This window comes from Vibrio sp. K4, from assembly GCF_051122595.1.
Taxonomy (GTDB): domain Bacteria; phylum Pseudomonadota; class Gammaproteobacteria; order Enterobacterales; family Vibrionaceae; genus Vibrio; species Vibrio owensii.
On sequence record NZ_CP178580.1, the window covers coordinates 24,044 to 40,373 of the forward strand.

Here is a 16,330-nt window from a genome sequence, read left to right on the forward strand (position 1 = left end):
GTAAATGATGGATTTGATCCCTGTGTATGGGAACCTTACAACTCATCTACAAGTAGCCAATCAAGAATTGCGATTCTAAATTTGATTGCTCATTTTGTCGAATCAGGTGGTAAAGCTTTTGCTGATTCAACATATATCTTAACGGCGGTCCAAGCTTGCGCAAGAGGGGAAAATTTAAATATTGAGTTCCCCGCTTTGTTCACTACTCATTTCGGTACTGAGTTCGGTCGTTTGCACTCATCAAGATATGGTCATATGAATGATTGTAATTTTGATGATGAAATGCCGTTCACAGTCGCTACAGAGGAAATCTTTCTTCCAAACGTACGCGGTTATAAATTGAATATGAACAATCAACATTTACAAAAATATATGGCGTCTAGAAAGAAGCAAAACATCATGCTGCAAGGAAATTTCTTTAATGGCGCTGCATTTAAATTAGTGGTTACAGCTAAAAATATTGGAGGCGGTGATACGCTAAGTTATAAGTTCAAAGCAAGGCGTTGCAATCTAAGACATAGAATTAACGGTCTTAATGTCATGTTCGATATTGAAGCATAAAAAAAACCGTCCTTATGGACGGTTTTTACTATTTACTACTTTTCTGTACCAAATTCATCGGGATGAAACAATTCATAAGCCACGCTAAACGCGGCAACTTTGTCAGAACCTTCTTGATCCGCAAGCATGCCACAAATAAAATGACCTTCCAGTTGCAAACGCACACTTGGCTTGCCTGAGTTTTCACCAACAACAAATGTTCGATCATCTGAAAAATGAAATACGATTCGATCAATTGCTTCAGGTCCATTGGCAATAACATCAACATATTTAATGTAAGCGCCGTTTAACTCAATAGATTGGTAATGCTCGTCATATTTATGAGCCTTGCCTAGTTCTACCACTTCCCCATTTTCATAAGTTAGTTTAAGTCGACCTACGCGATTGTAATAATGTATTTCAATACTGTTCCATGATTCAATTTTTACAATACGATTTCGACGTTCCCCAAACATATTTGGTTTTAATGGTTGAGGTATTTCATCTTCCGTACCTGTAGCAATATAGTTGAAATTACCACTAGGAAAACCAACAGCAGGTGAATATGAAATTAAATTACTGTGAACAAACACATCAACTTTTTTCAACTCTTTGATTTTTTGCCAAATAAGCATATGTTCAAAGCCGTGAACCGTACACCAACTACGAGCACCCATCACTTCATCATACACGTTATCTTGGTTTGCATTATTGTAAGAGTCGTTATCAGCCCACGCAGCGAGTTCTGTAATGTAAGACGATACATCATCATAAAGCTTATCAATATTACGTGTTAGCTTATGCACATCAGAATCGGTGAAACCGAATTCATCCTTATAATCCAGACCACAAGCCATGTAAGTAATTTGAAGACTTACAGTTGTTGCTAATAGAGGCAATATCGCATAACCAAGCCATTCATCACCGTCTAGCTCGCGCTTAAAGTTCTCTTCAAGTCCAATCAAGTAATGAGTAACTAAACCAATGTAATCATCTTTTGCCGCAGCATAACCGAAGTTTTCGATAGTCTCATTAATGTCTTGAATTTTATCGCGTGTCTCTTTGATTTTGCTATCCAATATTCCATTGATGGCATCTATAATCGATTCATCTACTAAATCTTGGATTCTGTCACGTAATTGTTCCCAAATGTTTTCAATATCTGGCTCATTTGGCGTATTTGGCCAAAAGATATTCCATAACGTTGATAAAAAACCACCCGCGTAAGGAATATTTGAAAGACCAAATGAAACCATTGCTTTGAAAGCATAGTTAGGATCAACTTCATAGTTATCAAATAAATAACTTTTACGAGCATTGTTAGGGTTAAATTCCGTCAAAGATGACATTGTTACAACGTATTCGTTAGTCATGTGAGCACCTTCTTAGTGGTAATAGATTGTACAGAAACCACGACTAGCGCCATTGTTAATTACAACAATACGCTGATGATAGAATGCATTATCAGGGCGTTGTAAATGGTAAGTTTCATCACGTTGTACCACATGTGATTTAGCCACTTTCCAGCCGCCAGCCATAAATGGCGCACCCCATTGGTATTGAATGGTAAGCTCCCCACGTCCCGTATTCTCAATGTCTACACTACGACCGACTTCCGGGATGATAGGTGTATGTTTGCTGTCTACTTCTGTGACGCCTCCGTTTGGTTCGACAGTCCAATCGTGAGAATAGTCAGTTTCATGTTTTATATTGTTACTCATGATGTTCTCCTATTAAATTGCACAAAATTATGCAACACGTTTAAGTTAAACGTGTTGCATCAATAAGAAAACAAACATAAATGAAATGTTACTTTGTAAAAAAGAATGCATTTTTATGATCAATATATGTTAACTAATTCATTTTACAGGAAAGACTTGGGCATCCGTTTCGCTTGTTTCTTTTGTTTCAATGACTTCCGCAAGTTCACCATTTCCACTTTGTGCTGTAGAAGTAGTTTCAACCTGAAAATTTACGGTGCAACCACCAATAAAAATAAGCATTAACCATTTCATTAGTTACTTACCTTATACATGGTAAAAATGATCGCTGGCACTAAGGGTTCGTTTGCACGGTTGATTGCCTCAAGCCCAATTCCGTTGTCTCCATACATCATTACTTGCACAACATCGCCAGCTTTTAGAGGGATTGCGCCTTGTGAAATGATTACATCCTTAATTGAGTCGTCAACGTTAAGCAGTACATTTGAGTTTTCAACGTACTTTCCGTTAACGCTTAACCATAACCTAAACTCGCCGTCACACATCATACAGCCGACTTGCGGGGCTGCTACTATCATATAAACGCCGTCCTCAGAAACAACGATTGCCCCATGATTATTAGTAATGCCGTATGCAAAATCTGTGGTATCCAAAGGAACAAAAGAGTGTCCCATTGCCGGATAAAAATCTTTCGAATGGGACGCTTGAAGCACTGGCTGAGTGGAACAAGCGGACAATAAAAATGCTAATATTAAAATTATAAATTTCATTTTATTTTCCTCTTTTTAGTAGTTCAACAATTTCAGTTCGTAACATTGCATGATAGCGTTTTGTTTCTGTTTCATGGCGACACAAAAGATCAATTATCTTATCTGCGTTTGGTATCACCTCTCTATTTACATCAATAAAAGTCACTAAATTATCATGCTCCGTTGAATCGTTTTTAATATGTTTATCTATAACCTTTAATACGTTCATATATCACCTTCATAATTTAAATGCTTATTTGACAAGTTGATCACTACCAACCACCGGAATCATATTCTTATAAACAATAACGCCAGCAGGATAGTCTTTACCAAATTTCAAGTAAGCAACGGCTTTGTTGCGTAATTCGATGGAACTAAATCAAGAAACTACGATCTGAGCGGCTACGCCCATCAATCGTCGTAGCCTCATGCCTAAACCTCGTTACAAAACAACTAACTGGAAGCAGTACAATAAATCCTTAATCAACCGTGGTTCTCTGACCTTTTGGATTGATGAGGAAGCGATAGCTGAGTGGAAGCAAAACAAACAAGGCAAGCGTGGTAGACCTCGCCGATTCAGCGACTTAGCCATTACTACCGCACTGATGGTGAAACGCGTTTTCTCTATGCCCTTGAGAGCGCTGCAAGGTTTTCTAGACTCCGTATTTAAGCTGGCTAACATCCCGCTTGTTTGCCCGCACTACACCTGTATAAGCCGCCGAGCTAAGGAAGTTGAAGTTTCATTTAAAACCAAAACCAGAGGAGCAATACAACATCTGGCCATTGATGCCACTGGCCTCAAGGTTTATGGCGAAGGTGAATGGAAGGTCAAGAAGCATGGAACTGATGGGAAGCGAAGAGTCTGGCGTAAGCTGCATATCGCGGTAGATACAAGCACCCACGAAATAGTCGCAGCAGAGCTGAGCTTATCTAACGTAACTGATGCCGAAGTGCTCCCCAACTTACTCAAGCAAACACGTCGTAAAATCATTGAGATATCAGGCGATGGCGCTTATGACACAAGGAATTGCCATGATGCCATACGGATCAAGCGAGCTGTTCCGCTCATCCCGCCAAGAGAAGGAGCAGCCTTCTGGGAACAAGGGCATCCTCGTAACTTAGCGGTAGGTTGCCAGAAGCTCTACGGCTCCAACAAGAAGTGGAAAAAGCGGTATGGCTATCATAAGCGCTCTCTGTCAGAGACCGCAATGTACCGAGTAAAACAGTTGCTAGGTGGGAAATTAAGTCTAAGAAATTACAACGCTCAGGTTGGCGAGACTTACGCCATGATCAAAGCACTGAACAAACTTACAGGGCTTGGTATGCCTGAAACTCAGTATATTGTATAACAGTCGCTCAACTTTAGGAGGTTTGGTTTCTCGTCTGAATTACGCAACAAAGCCTTCACAAGAAGACAAATTAGAAAATGTTCTTGGTTCTGTTAAGGGAATAGACTTAAACCCTTTAGCTGTACTAACTGCAAGAATAAATTATTTTATTAACATATCAGATTTGCTAGAAGATAACTTGGATATTGAAATACCGATTTATCTCGGGGACTCCTCATATGTTCCATCTGAGTACATATTGGATTGTGTTCAATGTTTGAAATATACTATTAACACTCTGAAGGGGCCTCTGGAAATAATTATTCCCAAGTCATGTGTTTCTGACTCTTCGTTATTCTCAAAAACAATGTCTAACATTGAATATCATATCAAAGCTTTAGATGTAGATGCTGTATATGAATCTTTAATTAATTTGTGTGATGACGAAGATAAAACTGAAGAAGTTAAGTCTAGTATCTTGACATTATCTGAGAAGTTTATCGAACTAGAAAATCAAGAGTGGAATGGGATTTGGGCTAGGATTGTTACAAACTTCTTAACTACTGCTAATATTGGACAATTTGATTTAATTGTAGGAAATCCTCCATGGATTGACTGGAAGAATTTACCTGCTGGATATCGCTCTAGAATTAAAGAGCTTTGTTTGGAAAGACATCTTTTTTCAGGGGATGGAGTCACAGGTGGAATAAATCTGAATATCTGTGCTTTGATTTCTAATGTTGCGGCCGAAAACTGGCTCGCACAAGAAGGTATTCTCTCTTTTCTAATGCCACATAATTTAATTTTCCAGCAGACCTACGAAGGATTCAGGGAGTTTTGGACATCAAAAGGTAATTTGTATCTTCAGGAGTTATTTGATTGGGGTAAATCTGGACATCCATTCAAACCTGTGACAATTAATTTTTCCACTTATGTTTATTCAAGGAAGTTTGTTGACTATGAGACTGGAGTGCCTGTTCATTGTATAAATAAAAAGAAAGGATCTCCTCCTTTGAGTGCATATGCACAAGAGACCAGTTATGAAAATGTTGCAATTAGTTTTGATGTTAACTCTAAGCTAGCAGGAACGATACATACTCTAAATAATATATTTAGTTATGCAGAGGATGAAGAGCAACTTCAAAAGTATAAAGCAATTGTTGGGGTTTCTAGTTATAAAGGGAGAGAAGGTGTAGAATTCTTTCCCCAAGAACTGTTTTTGCTAGATTACATTAAGACCACCTCTGGTAAACTAGAGTTTACCAACTACCAGGGGGGAACAAGATCTAAACATAAGATAGTTAAGCAAAATGTTCTTTTGGAGAAAGAGTTTGTCCATCCATTGGTGAAAGGCGTGGATATTGAACCTTTCTCAGTTAAACAAACCTCTTACTATGTACCGTTTCCTTATGAAGAGGGAAGTAGAAAGGCGCTTCCTCCTAGTGAACTTACAAAAAGATCCCCATTATTGGCGAAATATTTTTTGAAAAACAAAAAAACTCTGGAGCAACAAACCGATTATAATGACAAGATCATAGGCGAAAAGAATATAAGTGCATTTTATTCTCTAGCGCGTGTGGGTGCTTATACATATGGCAGTCATTTTGTATGTTTTCGCGACAATACGAAATGGCAAGCTGCGGTTATTAGCGAGTTAGAGACTCCATGGGGGGAGATGAAAAGGCCTCTTTTTCAGAACCATGCAGTTAGTATTTCCCAGCGTGAAGATGGGACTTTCATCAGCCTAGCGGAGGCGCATTTTATATGTGCTATTTTGAACGCTCCAAGTGTTAAATCATATATGGAGAATTCTAGCGATAGCCGTTCGTTCAAAATTCGCCCTCCAGTAAACATTCCTCAATATGATGAGAATGATCCAGTACATGCTAAGTTGTCTGAACTATCAAAAGATGCTCATGCATTGAAAGGTGAAGACAAACCAATTGATAACGTATTGCTTGAGATTGACACTTTGGTTACAAACGGGCTTTAGTTGTTAGCAAGACATTCGTTACTTTTTGGTCGAGTTCAAATAATTTAACAAGGGTTGATGGCTTTCAGTTGTTTTTTCCTGTCACCCAGAGGCTGCCAAAGGCAGCCTCTTCTATATGCCTGCTCCATCAGCACATCATTGGTTTTCTGTGTTCTAGGTAGTTAGTTACCCTATAAGCTTATCCCCTGTCTGCAGACCTTAGAGCAAAAGATAGCGGTGAGGCTCTACGTAAATGCCCTTTTGATGGTGAAAAAGTGAGAGGTCGTTTCAAAATAGTATAGCAATTGATCTTCTCCAGTCAGACTGCTTAGGAGTTCGAGTCTCTCCACCTCTGTCATTACTCAAACCCCGTCCAGAAATGAACGAGATTTTTCATTAAGTGCCATCAATCGCTCAGACTTTATTGTTCAAACGTAATACCTATGGTTTTCGTTCTAATACCTATGAATTTAGGTGAGCGTTACTTTTTCAGTTCCATATAATGTAGTTCCTCAAGTCCTCTTTACTACTTTGGATGCACGTTAGACATGATCTATAAAACGAAACCATTATTTAACGTTAAGCAACATGAGATCGAGTTTGTTGTTCACCCTAAAGCTTTAGATTTTTATTGTCGCAAACTTGGAATTCACTCTACGTTTGAATTATCTAGTGGGATGTATGTTCTCGTGGTGCAAGGGTTACCGCGAACTGATAGCGTTTTGGATCGTGTTGGCGATATCAGAAGTGATCTCCCCTTTGGGCTGAGAGTTCCTTTGAATGCTCAAACAGCTAAAGCTTCAGCTCATGCGGCAAAGTCGGCCCGTTATCAGTTTAAAGAACCAGAGCCAATTCGATCTGTGTTTGAACAATTAACACCATTAAGTGCTTCTGTTGTTGAGTATGAAAAAGCACAATCACCAAAACAAGAAAAGAGATTCGACCTAGCTTGGATGCAGGTGGAAGAGACCATACCTCAACAACGTCTTTGGGCTGAATTGTTTACTTCTGAAACTCCTTTAGAAATCCAAGACTTAATCAAAAAATCAAATGAGCATCTCAACGAGCCTGCCTTACAAGGCGAAATCGTTGTTTTGCCAACGATGGAGCCGACAGCAACAGCAGATAAGAAAAGACTTGATGCTCTTATTGAAGAAGCAAAAGCGGCCAGCACCGAATTAGCGAAGCTGACTGAAGAGCAAGTTGCTACTGCTAACCGCCATTTTGAGTTACTCGATTATTACGCTGAAGAAGCAATGAAAAAACTGGAAGCTGACGGCCTTCCAAGTGACTTATATGCTTACGCATCAATGGGGGTTGGTGCTATCGCGGTTGGTGTCGAGCAGCATTTAAAAAACATCAATGGTGTGCTTCTTGAAATTAACCACCTTTACGTATCACAGGTAGCGATGGCGAGTCGCGTTGGTGGTGTTAACTACGGTTCTTTTGTCGCAGAGCGAGCTTCGCTATTTAAAAAGTTAGATGGTAGCTTTGCCGCGTTATCCAAGCGTAGCATTCAAATCCCTGTTTATACTCAGATTAAACGCAACCTCAAACTGTCAACTCGCTCAATCATTCATAATGCCGATGAGATTATCGCAAAAGGTATAGTGCCTAATTTAGGCAAGCGTATGGCAAATGTGGCAATTGGTATTGCTACATCTCGTGGAGTCGGTTACGTAGGATTGGTACTTGGCGCTGCGAGTGGCGCCAAGAATATTTATGATGCTTGTTCTGTTGATAGCTCAGGAGAGTGTGGCAAAGTAACAACTCGTGAAGTAGTTGGATTTATTGGTGGTATTGGTGGCGGTACAGTGGGTGGAAATATGGCTTCCACTGGCACTATTTTGGTTCTAGGCGTTGTTGGTGTTACCTCTGCTCCTGTGTTAGCAATTGCTGCTATTGGAGCTTTTGTAGCTGGAGGCGCTATTGGTGGTATTGCGGGCTCGGCTATAGGAAAGACTGTTGGTGATAGTATTTACTTCTTGTACGAGAAAAGTGTTGAACTGTCGGAGTATATTGAAGAAGAAGTGTTATGAGTTGGTATGAGATGATTGCCATTGTTTTAGGTATGACTTTCGGTGGATATTTAGTCCTTTGGTCTATTCCTGGTGTGATTATGAGCGCAATGGTCTCACTAGGTGATATCGAAAGAATTGTCTTTATTGATAAACAATTGGCGAAAAATTTAAATAAGTATTACGACGAGAAAGGCTACATGCGCTGGGATTATCAAATGTCCTATGCAATTGGAACTCGATTGTTTGGGTACTGGCTCGCTTACCCATTTATTAAGCATAGGATGACCACCACATCGAAGAAATTTAGAGTATTTATGTGGGTTAATTGTATTGGCGTGTGGAGTTTTTTTATTGCTCCATGCTTTGCTCTATTGGTTCAATGGCTGGAAAATATTGGTTGATCTGCTTAAAGAAGCAATGACTTCCCAGTTGTACTATCTTAAGCTGAGATAATTGGTTCATGGTTTGGTAAGTTGACCAAATCGTCTTTTATCTCCATTATCTCATGAAGGTCAGTACAGCATTTGCCGAAAGTGGGTAAAGTCTAAGCGAGATGCTTCCAGTAGGTGCTAAGACTATGATAAAAAATAAACTATTGGCGCTATTCTTCTGAGGAAGTATCGTTCCAGCCGTCACTTTCGTTATAGCGTGCTAAGGTTTTTTCCATTAGGTCTTTGATTTCAATGTGGTGAGTATTGTCAGGAGAATGGTGAAGCGCAGATCGCTTTGCTCCCCCTAGGGTTTTCATAAAGATGTTTTCTTCATCAATTTTCCTTTCTTTTACATTGAAGTACGTGATGTGATAACTCGGCATAAAATCGATATCCATTAATTGGTCTGCATTTAACAATACAACATTTCGTCGCAGTATTACACATGATGGTGAACTGGGTGCACGAGAATATGCGCTTGATGCGTCTCGATGTTCCACTCTTTCATTTCTGCAAGGAACAGGCCGTGATTATTGATGGAGTCGATGAGCTCTGGCGCGCGCTCTAATTGGATTAATAATGATAGTGGGGTAACTTGCTTGTGCTCTTGATCAAAGCCGTGTTCGATTTGTTCTTCAAGCATATAGATTATGCCAGGCTCCGCTTCGCTACCTTCTTCAAACAATCGTGACTCGATCCCTTCTGCGTCATATAAATGAACCAGTAAGTTATACAGCTTTTCAGCGCCAACAAGTTTCGTTCGATTTGCTTGTGAGTTCAGTTCATGTAATCGCATCTCTAAGTTTCCCCCTTGTTTTCTCGCTACGCTGAGCATCAGTTTGATGTCTTTTTTGATATTCGATAAGGACTTATCGTTGAGCTTTGGTTTGAGGTATTTGATCAGAATGTCATTGCGTGTCGCGACTGGTACAAAGCGGGTGGATACGGACACCCGACACAGCAAATGAAGCAGGGCGTGGGTAATGACGTTGTGAAGGTTGTGGTAGTAGTCAAAGTCTCGTTTGATTTGCATAGCCAAGGTAACGTTGTGGATTAGTTTTTAGAATATGGGTGCTCGTTGGCCTGTCTCGTTACAATACTGAATCAGGAAGAGGGTTGCCCCTCTTCCTGTCCAGCTACTTCATACGTGTTTCGTAGACAACGAAGCGTGCCAGAAAGTCTGTGCCGCCTCCTTTATACCGAACCTCGCAAAGCGAGTCTCGGACTATCAGAAGTCCACACAGTATTGTGATGCAAATGACCACTAAGCCCATCAGGGCGGTTTTACTTTTTGGCATTTTTCATTGCCTCCACTCGATGAAGAGGCTAGTATTTGTATTGCAAAGTACATGTACATCGCCTCGTTTGAATTTACAGTTCATTCGGGGCTTTGTTCTTTCTACCACTTGCAAATATGCTCAAGTGAAATGCTCATGGCAGAAACACCAAGAGCACCCAACGCCATTCTAAAGCTTTTCAGCGCCCCTCTCTATCCTTTTGTTTGTCTATTACTATTTTGACGCTGCTTGTGTTTGGCGGTTATCAATGCGGTTATGCTCTGTGCTGGTCTTTATCTGTATCAAGAAAGTATCTTTGGGAGTGAGGCGCAAGTAATGTCATGTCGTCACATGGCTAATAACGGAACAGTGATTAATAAAGCCTCAAAAAGTGAGGGGAGCGACATATCTCACGATTGCTTTGTAAATGATATGCAATAGCATTGCTACTTGGTGCGATGGGCGTTAGTGTATTTAACGAAGGCAAGTTACTTCACTCCGATTTGCCTTATACATCTGACGAGTATTTGTTTATAGCACTACTCAACACTCCAACGTGTAAAATCGACAAGTCAATTTTGTTACTGCCACCGCTCTCACGGTGGCTTTTTTTTTGAGTGATGCCTTATTATCAAGAGAGGTTTGACAGTGAATCGGTAGTCTGTTTAAAGCTTTCTACTTCCCTCTCTATCGTTTTGTTTCTCGACGATTTCTCAAAGCCGTTCAAGCTGCCGCGAAGGACTCTAAATGTGATTGATTCGTCAATTATTTATACGGATTGCTTGTGTTGCGTAAATATGTTTTACTGATTTGTATTTAATGGTAAATTATTTTTACTTACGATGATGGAGGTATCCTTTGAGCTTTATACCCGATTATAAGTTGTCAGAGCTGAGCAAAATGGCCGGCTTTAATACCGTTGATGAATTAGCGATGTACGCATGTACTACCCGGCAGAACCTCGATAACTGGAACAAAACCGAGTCCAAACAAGGCTTTCTGAGAGTCGTCATCATGGGCGCTAAAGTCATGAAAGCCCAAGAGATCAAACGCCAAGCCAATGCGCGAGCAGAGAGGGAGTTGCATGTCTAAACCATTGCTCGATGATGCCGTTTTAAAGCTGATTGATGCCAAGCTACTTCTAAACGGTCACGTTACCAGTAAAGACATTTACCGTCACCTGGGCTTAGGTCGGCAAAAGGTGAGCAAGGTATTTCAAGACTATTTAGCGGCGAACCCTGCTTCGATGGTTTATGTGCCAGCCAAGAAAAAATACATGGCAACCGACGATTTCAAGCCGTGCTTTCTGGGGGAGGTTAAAGCGGGTGAGTTTGTTGATGCCTTAATTACGGTTTTCGGCACATTCACCGACGAGAAATAAAGAGGGCAATGACGACTGAGCCTAAAAGGAGGGGGCGGTCATATCATCATTGAACATGGGCAGTTACTTAAGAGCCGTCCAGTTCCTGATGGCTCTTAAGTAACTGGCAACGGAATATATGAAACCCTAACAACGAGGAAGAGACATGAAGCGTATCGAAGCAATCATAACGGATGAATGGATGTTTGATGATGGTCAAGAGACCCGAGAATGTATCGCGTCATTTCAAAGCGTGGTGTACGCCTCTTACCAAGACTACATGGCGGATTTGCTCGTGCTTAGCCAAAATGATGATTTTAAATTCGCTTTACCGCATGAAACGGACAGCCATTTTCCGCGACGCACGGCAGAAGAGCGGCAGGACATCATCATCAAAAAAGTTCATGCACGACGACGCTATCAAGAGCACATTGAAAACGGAGGCTCTGAGGAAGAGACCAGCAGCGCTCTTTCTGATTTTCCCCTCAAAAAAGCCCATCATTAAATTGACGGGCTTTTTTATACTCCGATATACTGGAGACGCAACGCATCAGACGTTGTAAATCTTGGCTAAGGCAACCATTCATAATCGAGTGGTGCCAGAGCCCAAGATTATGATTGATGGCCTCGCTTGTCTTCAATCCATCAATTCAAAGGTGATCGTCATGATTACTGCCGCAATGATACCCAAGCAAGAACGTTTAACGTTTTATCCATCCACGACAAAGCAATTTCGTTTTTTGAAAAGAACGATCCACCGCTTCTCTGAACTATACCTAAAGGGGTATTACAGGAAGGGGGGAAGGTATTGGCAATTTCTGACACTAAGTAACGGTGGTCGGTTCGCCTATCCGGTTATGGAGGCGCCCGTCACTTTCTACGATCCGAATCACGATACCTGGCATGCGTTTTCTCAAGAAGCGGCAGGCATTTGTATTTGGTTGGTGACATTACGAACCTGTGCAACGGTGGCGCTTGAACGAGACCATTTTGTCGAAATGGACAATTTCAGCCATTATCATTCGCGACTTATGGAATACGCGAACGAGCACGTAGAGTGGGATAGCATTGCTCACTTTATCACATCCATTCATTAGCGCTCAGCGCGTTGTAATCACCACAGGAGAAGGCCTGTGGGGGCTTCTCCTGTTTTATTTTAAAGGAGACGTCTGATGCTAGAGCTGGGTACGAGCTTCCAAAAATCAAGCGCTATACGCTTAGAAGAAGTGCACATCAAAACCATCAACGCCGGTGATACGGTGATCCACAATGAAAATCTAAAGACGGTTGGTCAGAGTGACATCCAATACTACTCCTTTATGGGGCTGTTACTTTTTGGAGACGCTTACCACTTAGGTCACAAGCCTGTCATCAAGGTGACATTCTTATGTGACTAAGTGACCCCCTTCTGTAGCGGAACGACTCCGCAGGCAACGCCAGTTCGACTGGCCGTTGCCAGCCGAATAAGCAAATTGTTATCAATTTACTCATTCAAGGAGTAGCGACATGGCTACAAAACCAATGAAAAACGATTTTTACCAAGACATCACCAATCAAGTCATCGAGGCGCTAGAGCAAGGGGTTAAACCTTGGTCATGCCCTTGGGATGTGACCCACGCATCAGGCATTCCATGTAACTATCAGAGTCAAACCGAATATAAAGGGTTGAATATCATGTTACTTTGGATGAGTGCGCAGCTTAACCGCTTTTCATCCAACAAATGGCTGACGTACAAGCAGTCGAAAGCGCTTGGCGGCCAGGTTAGAAAGGGTGAAAAAGGGACAGCGATTTTCTTTTTCAAAATCGTGGAGAAGAAAAACCGGCACGAAGATGATAATGACGAGCAAGATACCTACGCGATGTTACGAACCTTTAAGGTTTTTAACGTTGATCAAATTGATGGTATTGAAGACGATGAAGTGGCCATGGCGCGCCCTGAACGTGATGAGATAGCATTGATTGATGAAGCTGAGCGCTTCATTCAGCAGACGGGGGTATCTATTCGTTATGGTGGACAGAAAGCGTTTTATCGTCCATCTACGGATGAAGTTGTCATCCCTGATCGTGAAAGGTTCGTTTCGACAGCCGATCTCTATGCCACCATTATGCATGAGTTGACGCATTGGACGGGACATCAATCTCGTTTAGATCGTGACAGCAAAGGGCGGTTTGGTAGCAAGGATTACGCTTTTGAAGAATTAATCGCTGAACTCGGGGCCGCTTTTACCATGGCGGATTTGGGGATAGTTGGTGACGTTCAACACGAATCTTATATCGCAAACTGGTTGGAGGCGTTGAAAAACGACAAGCGTTATGTTTTTAAAGCCGCCGCTCAAGCCAGTAAAGCGCATCAATACCTCATGTCGCTGAACGAAATGAAGATTTCTAAAGCGGCATAGCGAAAGTGCCCGATCATGTTATTGCATGATCGGGCTTTTTTTTGTTCAATCTGGATCGGTTAATCTATGCGTTTGGATGCATTTAAATGGAGGCGCAATGAAAAAAATAGAAGCGATTAAAACTGGGCTGTTTTTTACGATGACGGGGAGTCAAACCTGTCTCTAAGAGAGAACTTTGAAAGCCAAGTTTACTGCTCATTCGATGACATGATGTTCGACCTCTATTTGCTGAGCAAAAATGAGGACTTCAAGTTTGCCTTGGCACATGAAACCGAAAGCCATTTCCCTCGACGCACACCCGAAGAGCGTCAAGCACTGCTCGTGAAAAAGGTTCATGCCCAGCGTCGCTATCAAGACCACCTAGAAAAAGGAGGGACAGAGCTTCAATTGAGTGGCATGTTAGCCGATTTTGATAAGAAAAAAGCCCGTCATTGATTGACGAGCTTTTTCACACTTCGTTATACTAGCAGCACAACGCATCAGACGTTGTAAATCTTGGCCAGTGCTACCATTCATAATCGAGTGGTGCCAGAGCCCAAGATTATGATTGATAGCCTCGCTTGTTGTCAATCCATCAATTCAAAGGTGATCGTCATGATTACTGCATCAATTGTTCCCACTCAGGAACGCCCTAATTTTTATCCATCAATGACCTCAAACTACCTCACGGTTGAGCAAGCTGTGTATCATTTTTCTGATCAGTTTTTACCGGATTATTCTGGTGGTTACTGGGAGTTTGTGACGTTAAGCAATGGCGGGAAGTTTGCTTATCCAGAAATGGGGGAGCCTGTCGCTGTCAATAATGATTACAACTGTGCGTCGGCATCGCTTTCTAAGGAAGCCGCCGGGATTTGTATCTGGATAATTATGTTGGGCAACTGCGCCATGTCTGCTTATCAAAAGGGCAACAAAGCGGAGCTGGATAACCTCAGTGAGCATCAAGTTTTGCTCATGGATTACGCCAGAGAACACGCTGAGTGGGAGAACATTGCTCGCGTGATTAACTAATGGTTTAAGCCATTGAAGCGTTAAGCGCTTTTTACCACAGGAGAAGTCCTGTGGGGCTTCTCTTTTTTACTTTATTGGAGAAGTCTAATGTTAAAACTTGATGCTATCGTGAACACCCAACAAATCTTTGAAAACACCCCATCGAAGGTGGCGACGCACTATCATTTAGCGCGTCATAGCTACTTGTCACTGACAGAAGAGGGGCGCTTGTACATTTGGTGCGGCGTCAATGAAGCCTGGATTGAAACACAAAGTCCGCTTCATGAAGAGGGGCTGGTCCTGAATCTTTGCGCTCTTGCCAGTGCCGGTGTCAGCTTTGCGGGTTTGCACCCATGCGCTCGATGCCACAGCGCCACACACAATCATATTATGGTTGGTCGTGATGGCAGTGTGGTGTTGAACTGCCTAAGTTGTGGTTCGGTTATTAACGTATGGCGTGATATTTGGGAGGGCGTCCAGAAAGGGGCTCAACCATACACTCACGTTGAATCACGTCTGTCGTGACGTGTTGTTACACAGTAATACTTTACAGATAGCGGGTACTCCGCGGCGTTGCTAGTTCGGCTGGCAACGCCAGAAGAATAAGCAACTTACAATGACGATTCTTTTTAGAGGTACACACTATGTTTCACCAAAATCAATCAAAGTTAGCGCTCATCGATGAAGCAATGAAGATCGAAGCGAACACTCTGGTTTCTGTGTTTTTTTCATTTCAACGTTTGGAAAACTACGTGCTATGGGATCAACACATCGCGAGACGGATCATCGAGAAGATGTATGCGAGAACGTTAGAAGCCGAAACGCGCTTCCCTGCGGTTGTTGCCCCTTACGAGGACAATGATCAATCAGAAGAAGCGATGCATCTTGAGTGGGTTTGTGCTCAAGTGCCAGAGTTAGCATTAGACTTGGAATTAGAAATAACGGAGCTTGAGAAGGCAAACTATCGCGCAGAACACCCTGTTATTTCGGCGTTCTACGATGCATTGGTGTGTTGGTTTAACATTCCAGTGCATCACTTCTAATGCTCTTTAACGAGGGCGCGCTGATGAATTCATTATTGAACGGCGATGAACACCGGCTTGATGCAGAAGTTCATGTTTCGGTTGGGTATAAAGGTGCTTGCCGAGTTACGCTTGAAGTGAGTTGGGGTAAGGAGTACGTTGCAGTGCTTCCTTGCTTTGATGAGGCGAAGAGAGTAGCGAATTTAGCGTTAAATCCCATCGTCGGCGGGTTTCAGTCTGCCACGATCACTGAAACCACTGATGCGATAACACATGAATGTGCTGAAGAATGGTTGTAAAACCGCCAAACACAAACACACTGATGACACCAAATAGCCCGATAACATGATGATGTTATCGGGTTTTTTCATTCATGGACGTCAGCTAAGTGCCTTTCGAGTGCAGAGACCAATCGGCAGTGTTCATCCGCCGTGAAGGGCTCAGCACTTTCTAAGATGGTGGCTCTTAATATTCGCTTGGTGGTTTCCTGTGACGTGTGGAGATACTGCTGGGTGACGAACA

The 16,330-nt window shown here is 42.0% G+C and carries 24 protein-coding genes; 16 read left to right on the forward strand and 8 right to left on the reverse strand.

The window, feature by feature from the left end; all coding sequences use genetic code 11:
* Nucleotides 1-81: 81 nt before the first annotated feature.
* The gene (locus ACLIIY_RS28805) at nucleotides 82-561 is read left to right on the forward strand and encodes a hypothetical protein (protein WP_023622796.1); all 480 of its coding nucleotides are present in this window, start codon (nucleotides 82-84) and stop codon (nucleotides 559-561) included.
* A 35-nt stretch (nucleotides 562-596) separates the two neighbouring features.
* On the opposite strand, the gene ACLIIY_RS28810 is transcribed toward ACLIIY_RS28805, so the two are convergent.
* The 5 genes from ACLIIY_RS28810 to ACLIIY_RS28830 all read right to left on the reverse strand — a co-directional run bounded on the left by ACLIIY_RS28810 (nucleotide 597) and on the right by ACLIIY_RS28830 (nucleotide 3,239).
* Complete coding sequence (locus ACLIIY_RS28810; protein ID WP_025789543.1) at nucleotides 597-1,913, reverse strand: insecticidal delta-endotoxin Cry8Ea1 family protein; 1,317 nt, start codon at nucleotides 1,911-1,913, stop codon at nucleotides 597-599.
* 12 nt (nucleotides 1,914-1,925) lie between these two features.
* Nucleotides 1,926-2,261, reverse strand: coding sequence for a hypothetical protein (locus ACLIIY_RS28815; RefSeq protein WP_023622799.1), 336 nt, complete (start codon nucleotides 2,259-2,261; stop codon nucleotides 1,926-1,928).
* 138 nt (nucleotides 2,262-2,399) lie between these two features.
* The gene (locus tag ACLIIY_RS28820; protein WP_032072633.1) at nucleotides 2,400-2,555 is read right to left on the reverse strand and encodes a hypothetical protein; all 156 of its coding nucleotides are present in this window, start codon (nucleotides 2,553-2,555) and stop codon (nucleotides 2,400-2,402) included.
* The gene (locus tag ACLIIY_RS28825) at nucleotides 2,555-3,031 is read right to left on the reverse strand and encodes a hypothetical protein (RefSeq protein WP_025789542.1); all 477 of its coding nucleotides are present in this window, start codon (nucleotides 3,029-3,031) and stop codon (nucleotides 2,555-2,557) included. The genes ACLIIY_RS28820 and ACLIIY_RS28825 overlap by 1 nt, the downstream gene beginning before the upstream one ends.
* Before the next feature lies 1 nt (nucleotide 3,032).
* On the reverse strand, nucleotides 3,033-3,239 hold the full coding sequence (locus ACLIIY_RS28830) for a hypothetical protein (protein ID WP_023622802.1): 207 nt from the start codon (nucleotides 3,237-3,239) through the stop codon (nucleotides 3,033-3,035).
* A 199-nt stretch (nucleotides 3,240-3,438) separates the two neighbouring features.
* On the opposite strand from ACLIIY_RS28830, the gene ACLIIY_RS28835 reads away from it, so the two are divergent.
* The 4 genes from ACLIIY_RS28835 to ACLIIY_RS28850 all read left to right on the forward strand — a co-directional run bounded on the left by ACLIIY_RS28835 (nucleotide 3,439) and on the right by ACLIIY_RS28850 (nucleotide 8,732).
* Entirely contained in the window at nucleotides 3,439-4,359 is a 921-nt protein-coding gene (locus tag ACLIIY_RS28835) for an IS5-like element ISVa2 family transposase (protein ID WP_010446562.1), read from the forward strand.
* Nucleotides 4,352-6,331 carry an Eco57I restriction-modification methylase domain-containing protein gene (locus ACLIIY_RS28840; protein ID WP_032072606.1) on the forward strand — a complete coding sequence of 660 codons (1,980 nt, stop codon included), beginning with the start codon at nucleotides 4,352-4,354 and terminating at the stop codon, nucleotides 6,329-6,331. The genes ACLIIY_RS28835 and ACLIIY_RS28840 overlap by 8 nt, the downstream gene beginning before the upstream one ends.
* Before the next feature lie 527 nt (nucleotides 6,332-6,858).
* Nucleotides 6,859-8,349, forward strand: coding sequence for a hypothetical protein (locus tag ACLIIY_RS28845; RefSeq protein WP_025789713.1), 1,491 nt, complete (start codon nucleotides 6,859-6,861; stop codon nucleotides 8,347-8,349).
* A complete protein-coding gene (locus tag ACLIIY_RS28850) occupies nucleotides 8,346-8,732 on the forward strand; it encodes a hypothetical protein (RefSeq protein WP_025789712.1) in 387 nt (128 codons plus the stop codon). Before ACLIIY_RS28845 ends, ACLIIY_RS28850 begins: the two co-directional genes overlap by 4 nt.
* A 200-nt stretch (nucleotides 8,733-8,932) precedes the next feature.
* On the opposite strand, the gene ACLIIY_RS28855 is transcribed toward ACLIIY_RS28850, so the two are convergent.
* From ACLIIY_RS28855 to ACLIIY_RS28865, 3 genes are all read right to left on the reverse strand, one after another.
* Entirely contained in the window at nucleotides 8,933-9,160 is a 228-nt protein-coding gene (locus ACLIIY_RS28855) for a hypothetical protein (protein WP_023623338.1), read from the reverse strand.
* Nucleotides 9,161-9,201: 41 nt separating this feature from the next.
* Complete coding sequence (locus tag ACLIIY_RS28860; protein ID WP_023623339.1) at nucleotides 9,202-9,795, reverse strand: DUF2913 family protein; 594 nt, start codon at nucleotides 9,793-9,795, stop codon at nucleotides 9,202-9,204.
* A 103-nt stretch (nucleotides 9,796-9,898) separates the two neighbouring features.
* Nucleotides 9,899-10,060, reverse strand: coding sequence for a Hok/Gef family protein (locus ACLIIY_RS28865; protein WP_077202352.1), 162 nt, complete (start codon nucleotides 10,058-10,060; stop codon nucleotides 9,899-9,901).
* 837 nt (nucleotides 10,061-10,897) lie between these two features.
* On the opposite strand from ACLIIY_RS28865, the gene ACLIIY_RS28870 reads away from it, so the two are divergent.
* From ACLIIY_RS28870 to ACLIIY_RS28920, 11 genes are all read left to right on the forward strand, one after another.
* Complete coding sequence (locus ACLIIY_RS28870) at nucleotides 10,898-11,131, forward strand: hypothetical protein (protein WP_023623340.1); 234 nt, start codon at nucleotides 10,898-10,900, stop codon at nucleotides 11,129-11,131.
* Nucleotides 11,124-11,420, forward strand: a complete 297-nt coding sequence (locus ACLIIY_RS28875; protein WP_023623341.1) for a hypothetical protein — start codon at nucleotides 11,124-11,126, stop codon at nucleotides 11,418-11,420. The genes ACLIIY_RS28870 and ACLIIY_RS28875 overlap by 8 nt, the downstream gene beginning before the upstream one ends.
* 145 nt (nucleotides 11,421-11,565) lie before the next feature.
* The gene (locus ACLIIY_RS28880; protein WP_023623342.1) at nucleotides 11,566-11,904 is read left to right on the forward strand and encodes a hypothetical protein; all 339 of its coding nucleotides are present in this window, start codon (nucleotides 11,566-11,568) and stop codon (nucleotides 11,902-11,904) included.
* Nucleotides 11,905-12,064: 160 nt separating this feature from the next.
* Nucleotides 12,065-12,496, forward strand: a complete 432-nt coding sequence (locus ACLIIY_RS28885; protein WP_023623343.1) for an antirestriction protein — start codon at nucleotides 12,065-12,067, stop codon at nucleotides 12,494-12,496.
* A 75-nt stretch (nucleotides 12,497-12,571) separates the two neighbouring features.
* Complete coding sequence (locus tag ACLIIY_RS28890) at nucleotides 12,572-12,796, forward strand: hypothetical protein (RefSeq protein ID WP_023623344.1); 225 nt, start codon at nucleotides 12,572-12,574, stop codon at nucleotides 12,794-12,796.
* Between the two features lie 109 nt (nucleotides 12,797-12,905).
* Entirely contained in the window at nucleotides 12,906-13,799 is an 894-nt protein-coding gene (locus ACLIIY_RS28895) for an ArdC family protein (protein WP_023623345.1), read from the forward strand.
* Nucleotides 13,800-14,057: 258 nt separating this feature from the next.
* On the forward strand, nucleotides 14,058-14,234 hold the full coding sequence (locus ACLIIY_RS28900) for a hypothetical protein (RefSeq protein ID WP_228521634.1): 177 nt from the start codon (nucleotides 14,058-14,060) through the stop codon (nucleotides 14,232-14,234).
* 159 nt (nucleotides 14,235-14,393) lie between these two features.
* Nucleotides 14,394-14,807 carry an antirestriction protein gene (locus ACLIIY_RS28905; RefSeq protein ID WP_025789709.1) on the forward strand — a complete coding sequence of 138 codons (414 nt, stop codon included), beginning with the start codon at nucleotides 14,394-14,396 and terminating at the stop codon, nucleotides 14,805-14,807.
* 87 nt (nucleotides 14,808-14,894) lie between these two features.
* The gene (locus ACLIIY_RS28910; protein WP_023623348.1) at nucleotides 14,895-15,311 is read left to right on the forward strand and encodes a hypothetical protein; all 417 of its coding nucleotides are present in this window, start codon (nucleotides 14,895-14,897) and stop codon (nucleotides 15,309-15,311) included.
* 119 nt (nucleotides 15,312-15,430) lie between these two features.
* Complete coding sequence (locus ACLIIY_RS28915; protein ID WP_023623349.1) at nucleotides 15,431-15,829, forward strand: hypothetical protein; 399 nt, start codon at nucleotides 15,431-15,433, stop codon at nucleotides 15,827-15,829.
* A gap of 23 nt (nucleotides 15,830-15,852) precedes the next feature.
* Nucleotides 15,853-16,107 carry a hypothetical protein gene (locus tag ACLIIY_RS28920; RefSeq protein ID WP_129148034.1) on the forward strand — a complete coding sequence of 85 codons (255 nt, stop codon included), beginning with the start codon at nucleotides 15,853-15,855 and terminating at the stop codon, nucleotides 16,105-16,107.
* Nucleotides 16,108-16,330: the final 223 nt, after the last annotated feature.

Coding starts and splice junctions, on each gene's coding strand:
- ACLIIY_RS28810 (WP_025789543.1), bottom strand. CDS start 1,913: ATGACTAACGAATACGTTGTAACAATGTCATCTTTGACGGAATTTAAC.
- ACLIIY_RS28815 (WP_023622799.1), bottom strand. CDS start 2,261: ATGAGTAACAATATAAAACATGAAACTGACTATTCTCACGATTGGACT.
- ACLIIY_RS28820 (WP_032072633.1), bottom strand. CDS start 2,555: ATGAAATGGTTAATGCTTATTTTTATTGGTGGTTGCACCGTAAATTTT.
- ACLIIY_RS28825 (WP_025789542.1), bottom strand. CDS start 3,031: ATGAAATTTATAATTTTAATATTAGCATTTTTATTGTCCGCTTGTTCC.
- ACLIIY_RS28830 (WP_023622802.1), bottom strand. CDS start 3,239: ATGAACGTATTAAAGGTTATAGATAAACATATTAAAAACGATTCAACG.
- ACLIIY_RS28835 (WP_010446562.1), top strand. CDS start 3,439: ATGCCTAAACCTCGTTACAAAACAACTAACTGGAAGCAGTACAATAAA.
- ACLIIY_RS28845 (WP_025789713.1), top strand. CDS start 6,859: ATGATCTATAAAACGAAACCATTATTTAACGTTAAGCAACATGAGATC.
- ACLIIY_RS28850 (WP_025789712.1), top strand. CDS start 8,346: ATGAGTTGGTATGAGATGATTGCCATTGTTTTAGGTATGACTTTCGGT.
- ACLIIY_RS28855 (WP_023623338.1), bottom strand. CDS start 9,160: ATGGATATCGATTTTATGCCGAGTTATCACATCACGTACTTCAATGTA.
- ACLIIY_RS28860 (WP_023623339.1), bottom strand. CDS start 9,795: ATGCAAATCAAACGAGACTTTGACTACTACCACAACCTTCACAACGTC.
- ACLIIY_RS28865 (WP_077202352.1), bottom strand. CDS start 10,060: ATGCCAAAAAGTAAAACCGCCCTGATGGGCTTAGTGGTCATTTGCATC.
- ACLIIY_RS28875 (WP_023623341.1), top strand. CDS start 11,124: ATGTCTAAACCATTGCTCGATGATGCCGTTTTAAAGCTGATTGATGCC.
- ACLIIY_RS28880 (WP_023623342.1), top strand. CDS start 11,566: ATGAAGCGTATCGAAGCAATCATAACGGATGAATGGATGTTTGATGAT.
- ACLIIY_RS28885 (WP_023623343.1), top strand. CDS start 12,065: ATGATTACTGCCGCAATGATACCCAAGCAAGAACGTTTAACGTTTTAT.
- ACLIIY_RS28890 (WP_023623344.1), top strand. CDS start 12,572: ATGCTAGAGCTGGGTACGAGCTTCCAAAAATCAAGCGCTATACGCTTA.
- ACLIIY_RS28895 (WP_023623345.1), top strand. CDS start 12,906: ATGGCTACAAAACCAATGAAAAACGATTTTTACCAAGACATCACCAAT.
- ACLIIY_RS28905 (WP_025789709.1), top strand. CDS start 14,394: ATGATTACTGCATCAATTGTTCCCACTCAGGAACGCCCTAATTTTTAT.
- ACLIIY_RS28910 (WP_023623348.1), top strand. CDS start 14,895: ATGTTAAAACTTGATGCTATCGTGAACACCCAACAAATCTTTGAAAAC.
- ACLIIY_RS28915 (WP_023623349.1), top strand. CDS start 15,431: ATGTTTCACCAAAATCAATCAAAGTTAGCGCTCATCGATGAAGCAATG.
- ACLIIY_RS28920 (WP_129148034.1), top strand. CDS start 15,853: ATGAATTCATTATTGAACGGCGATGAACACCGGCTTGATGCAGAAGTT.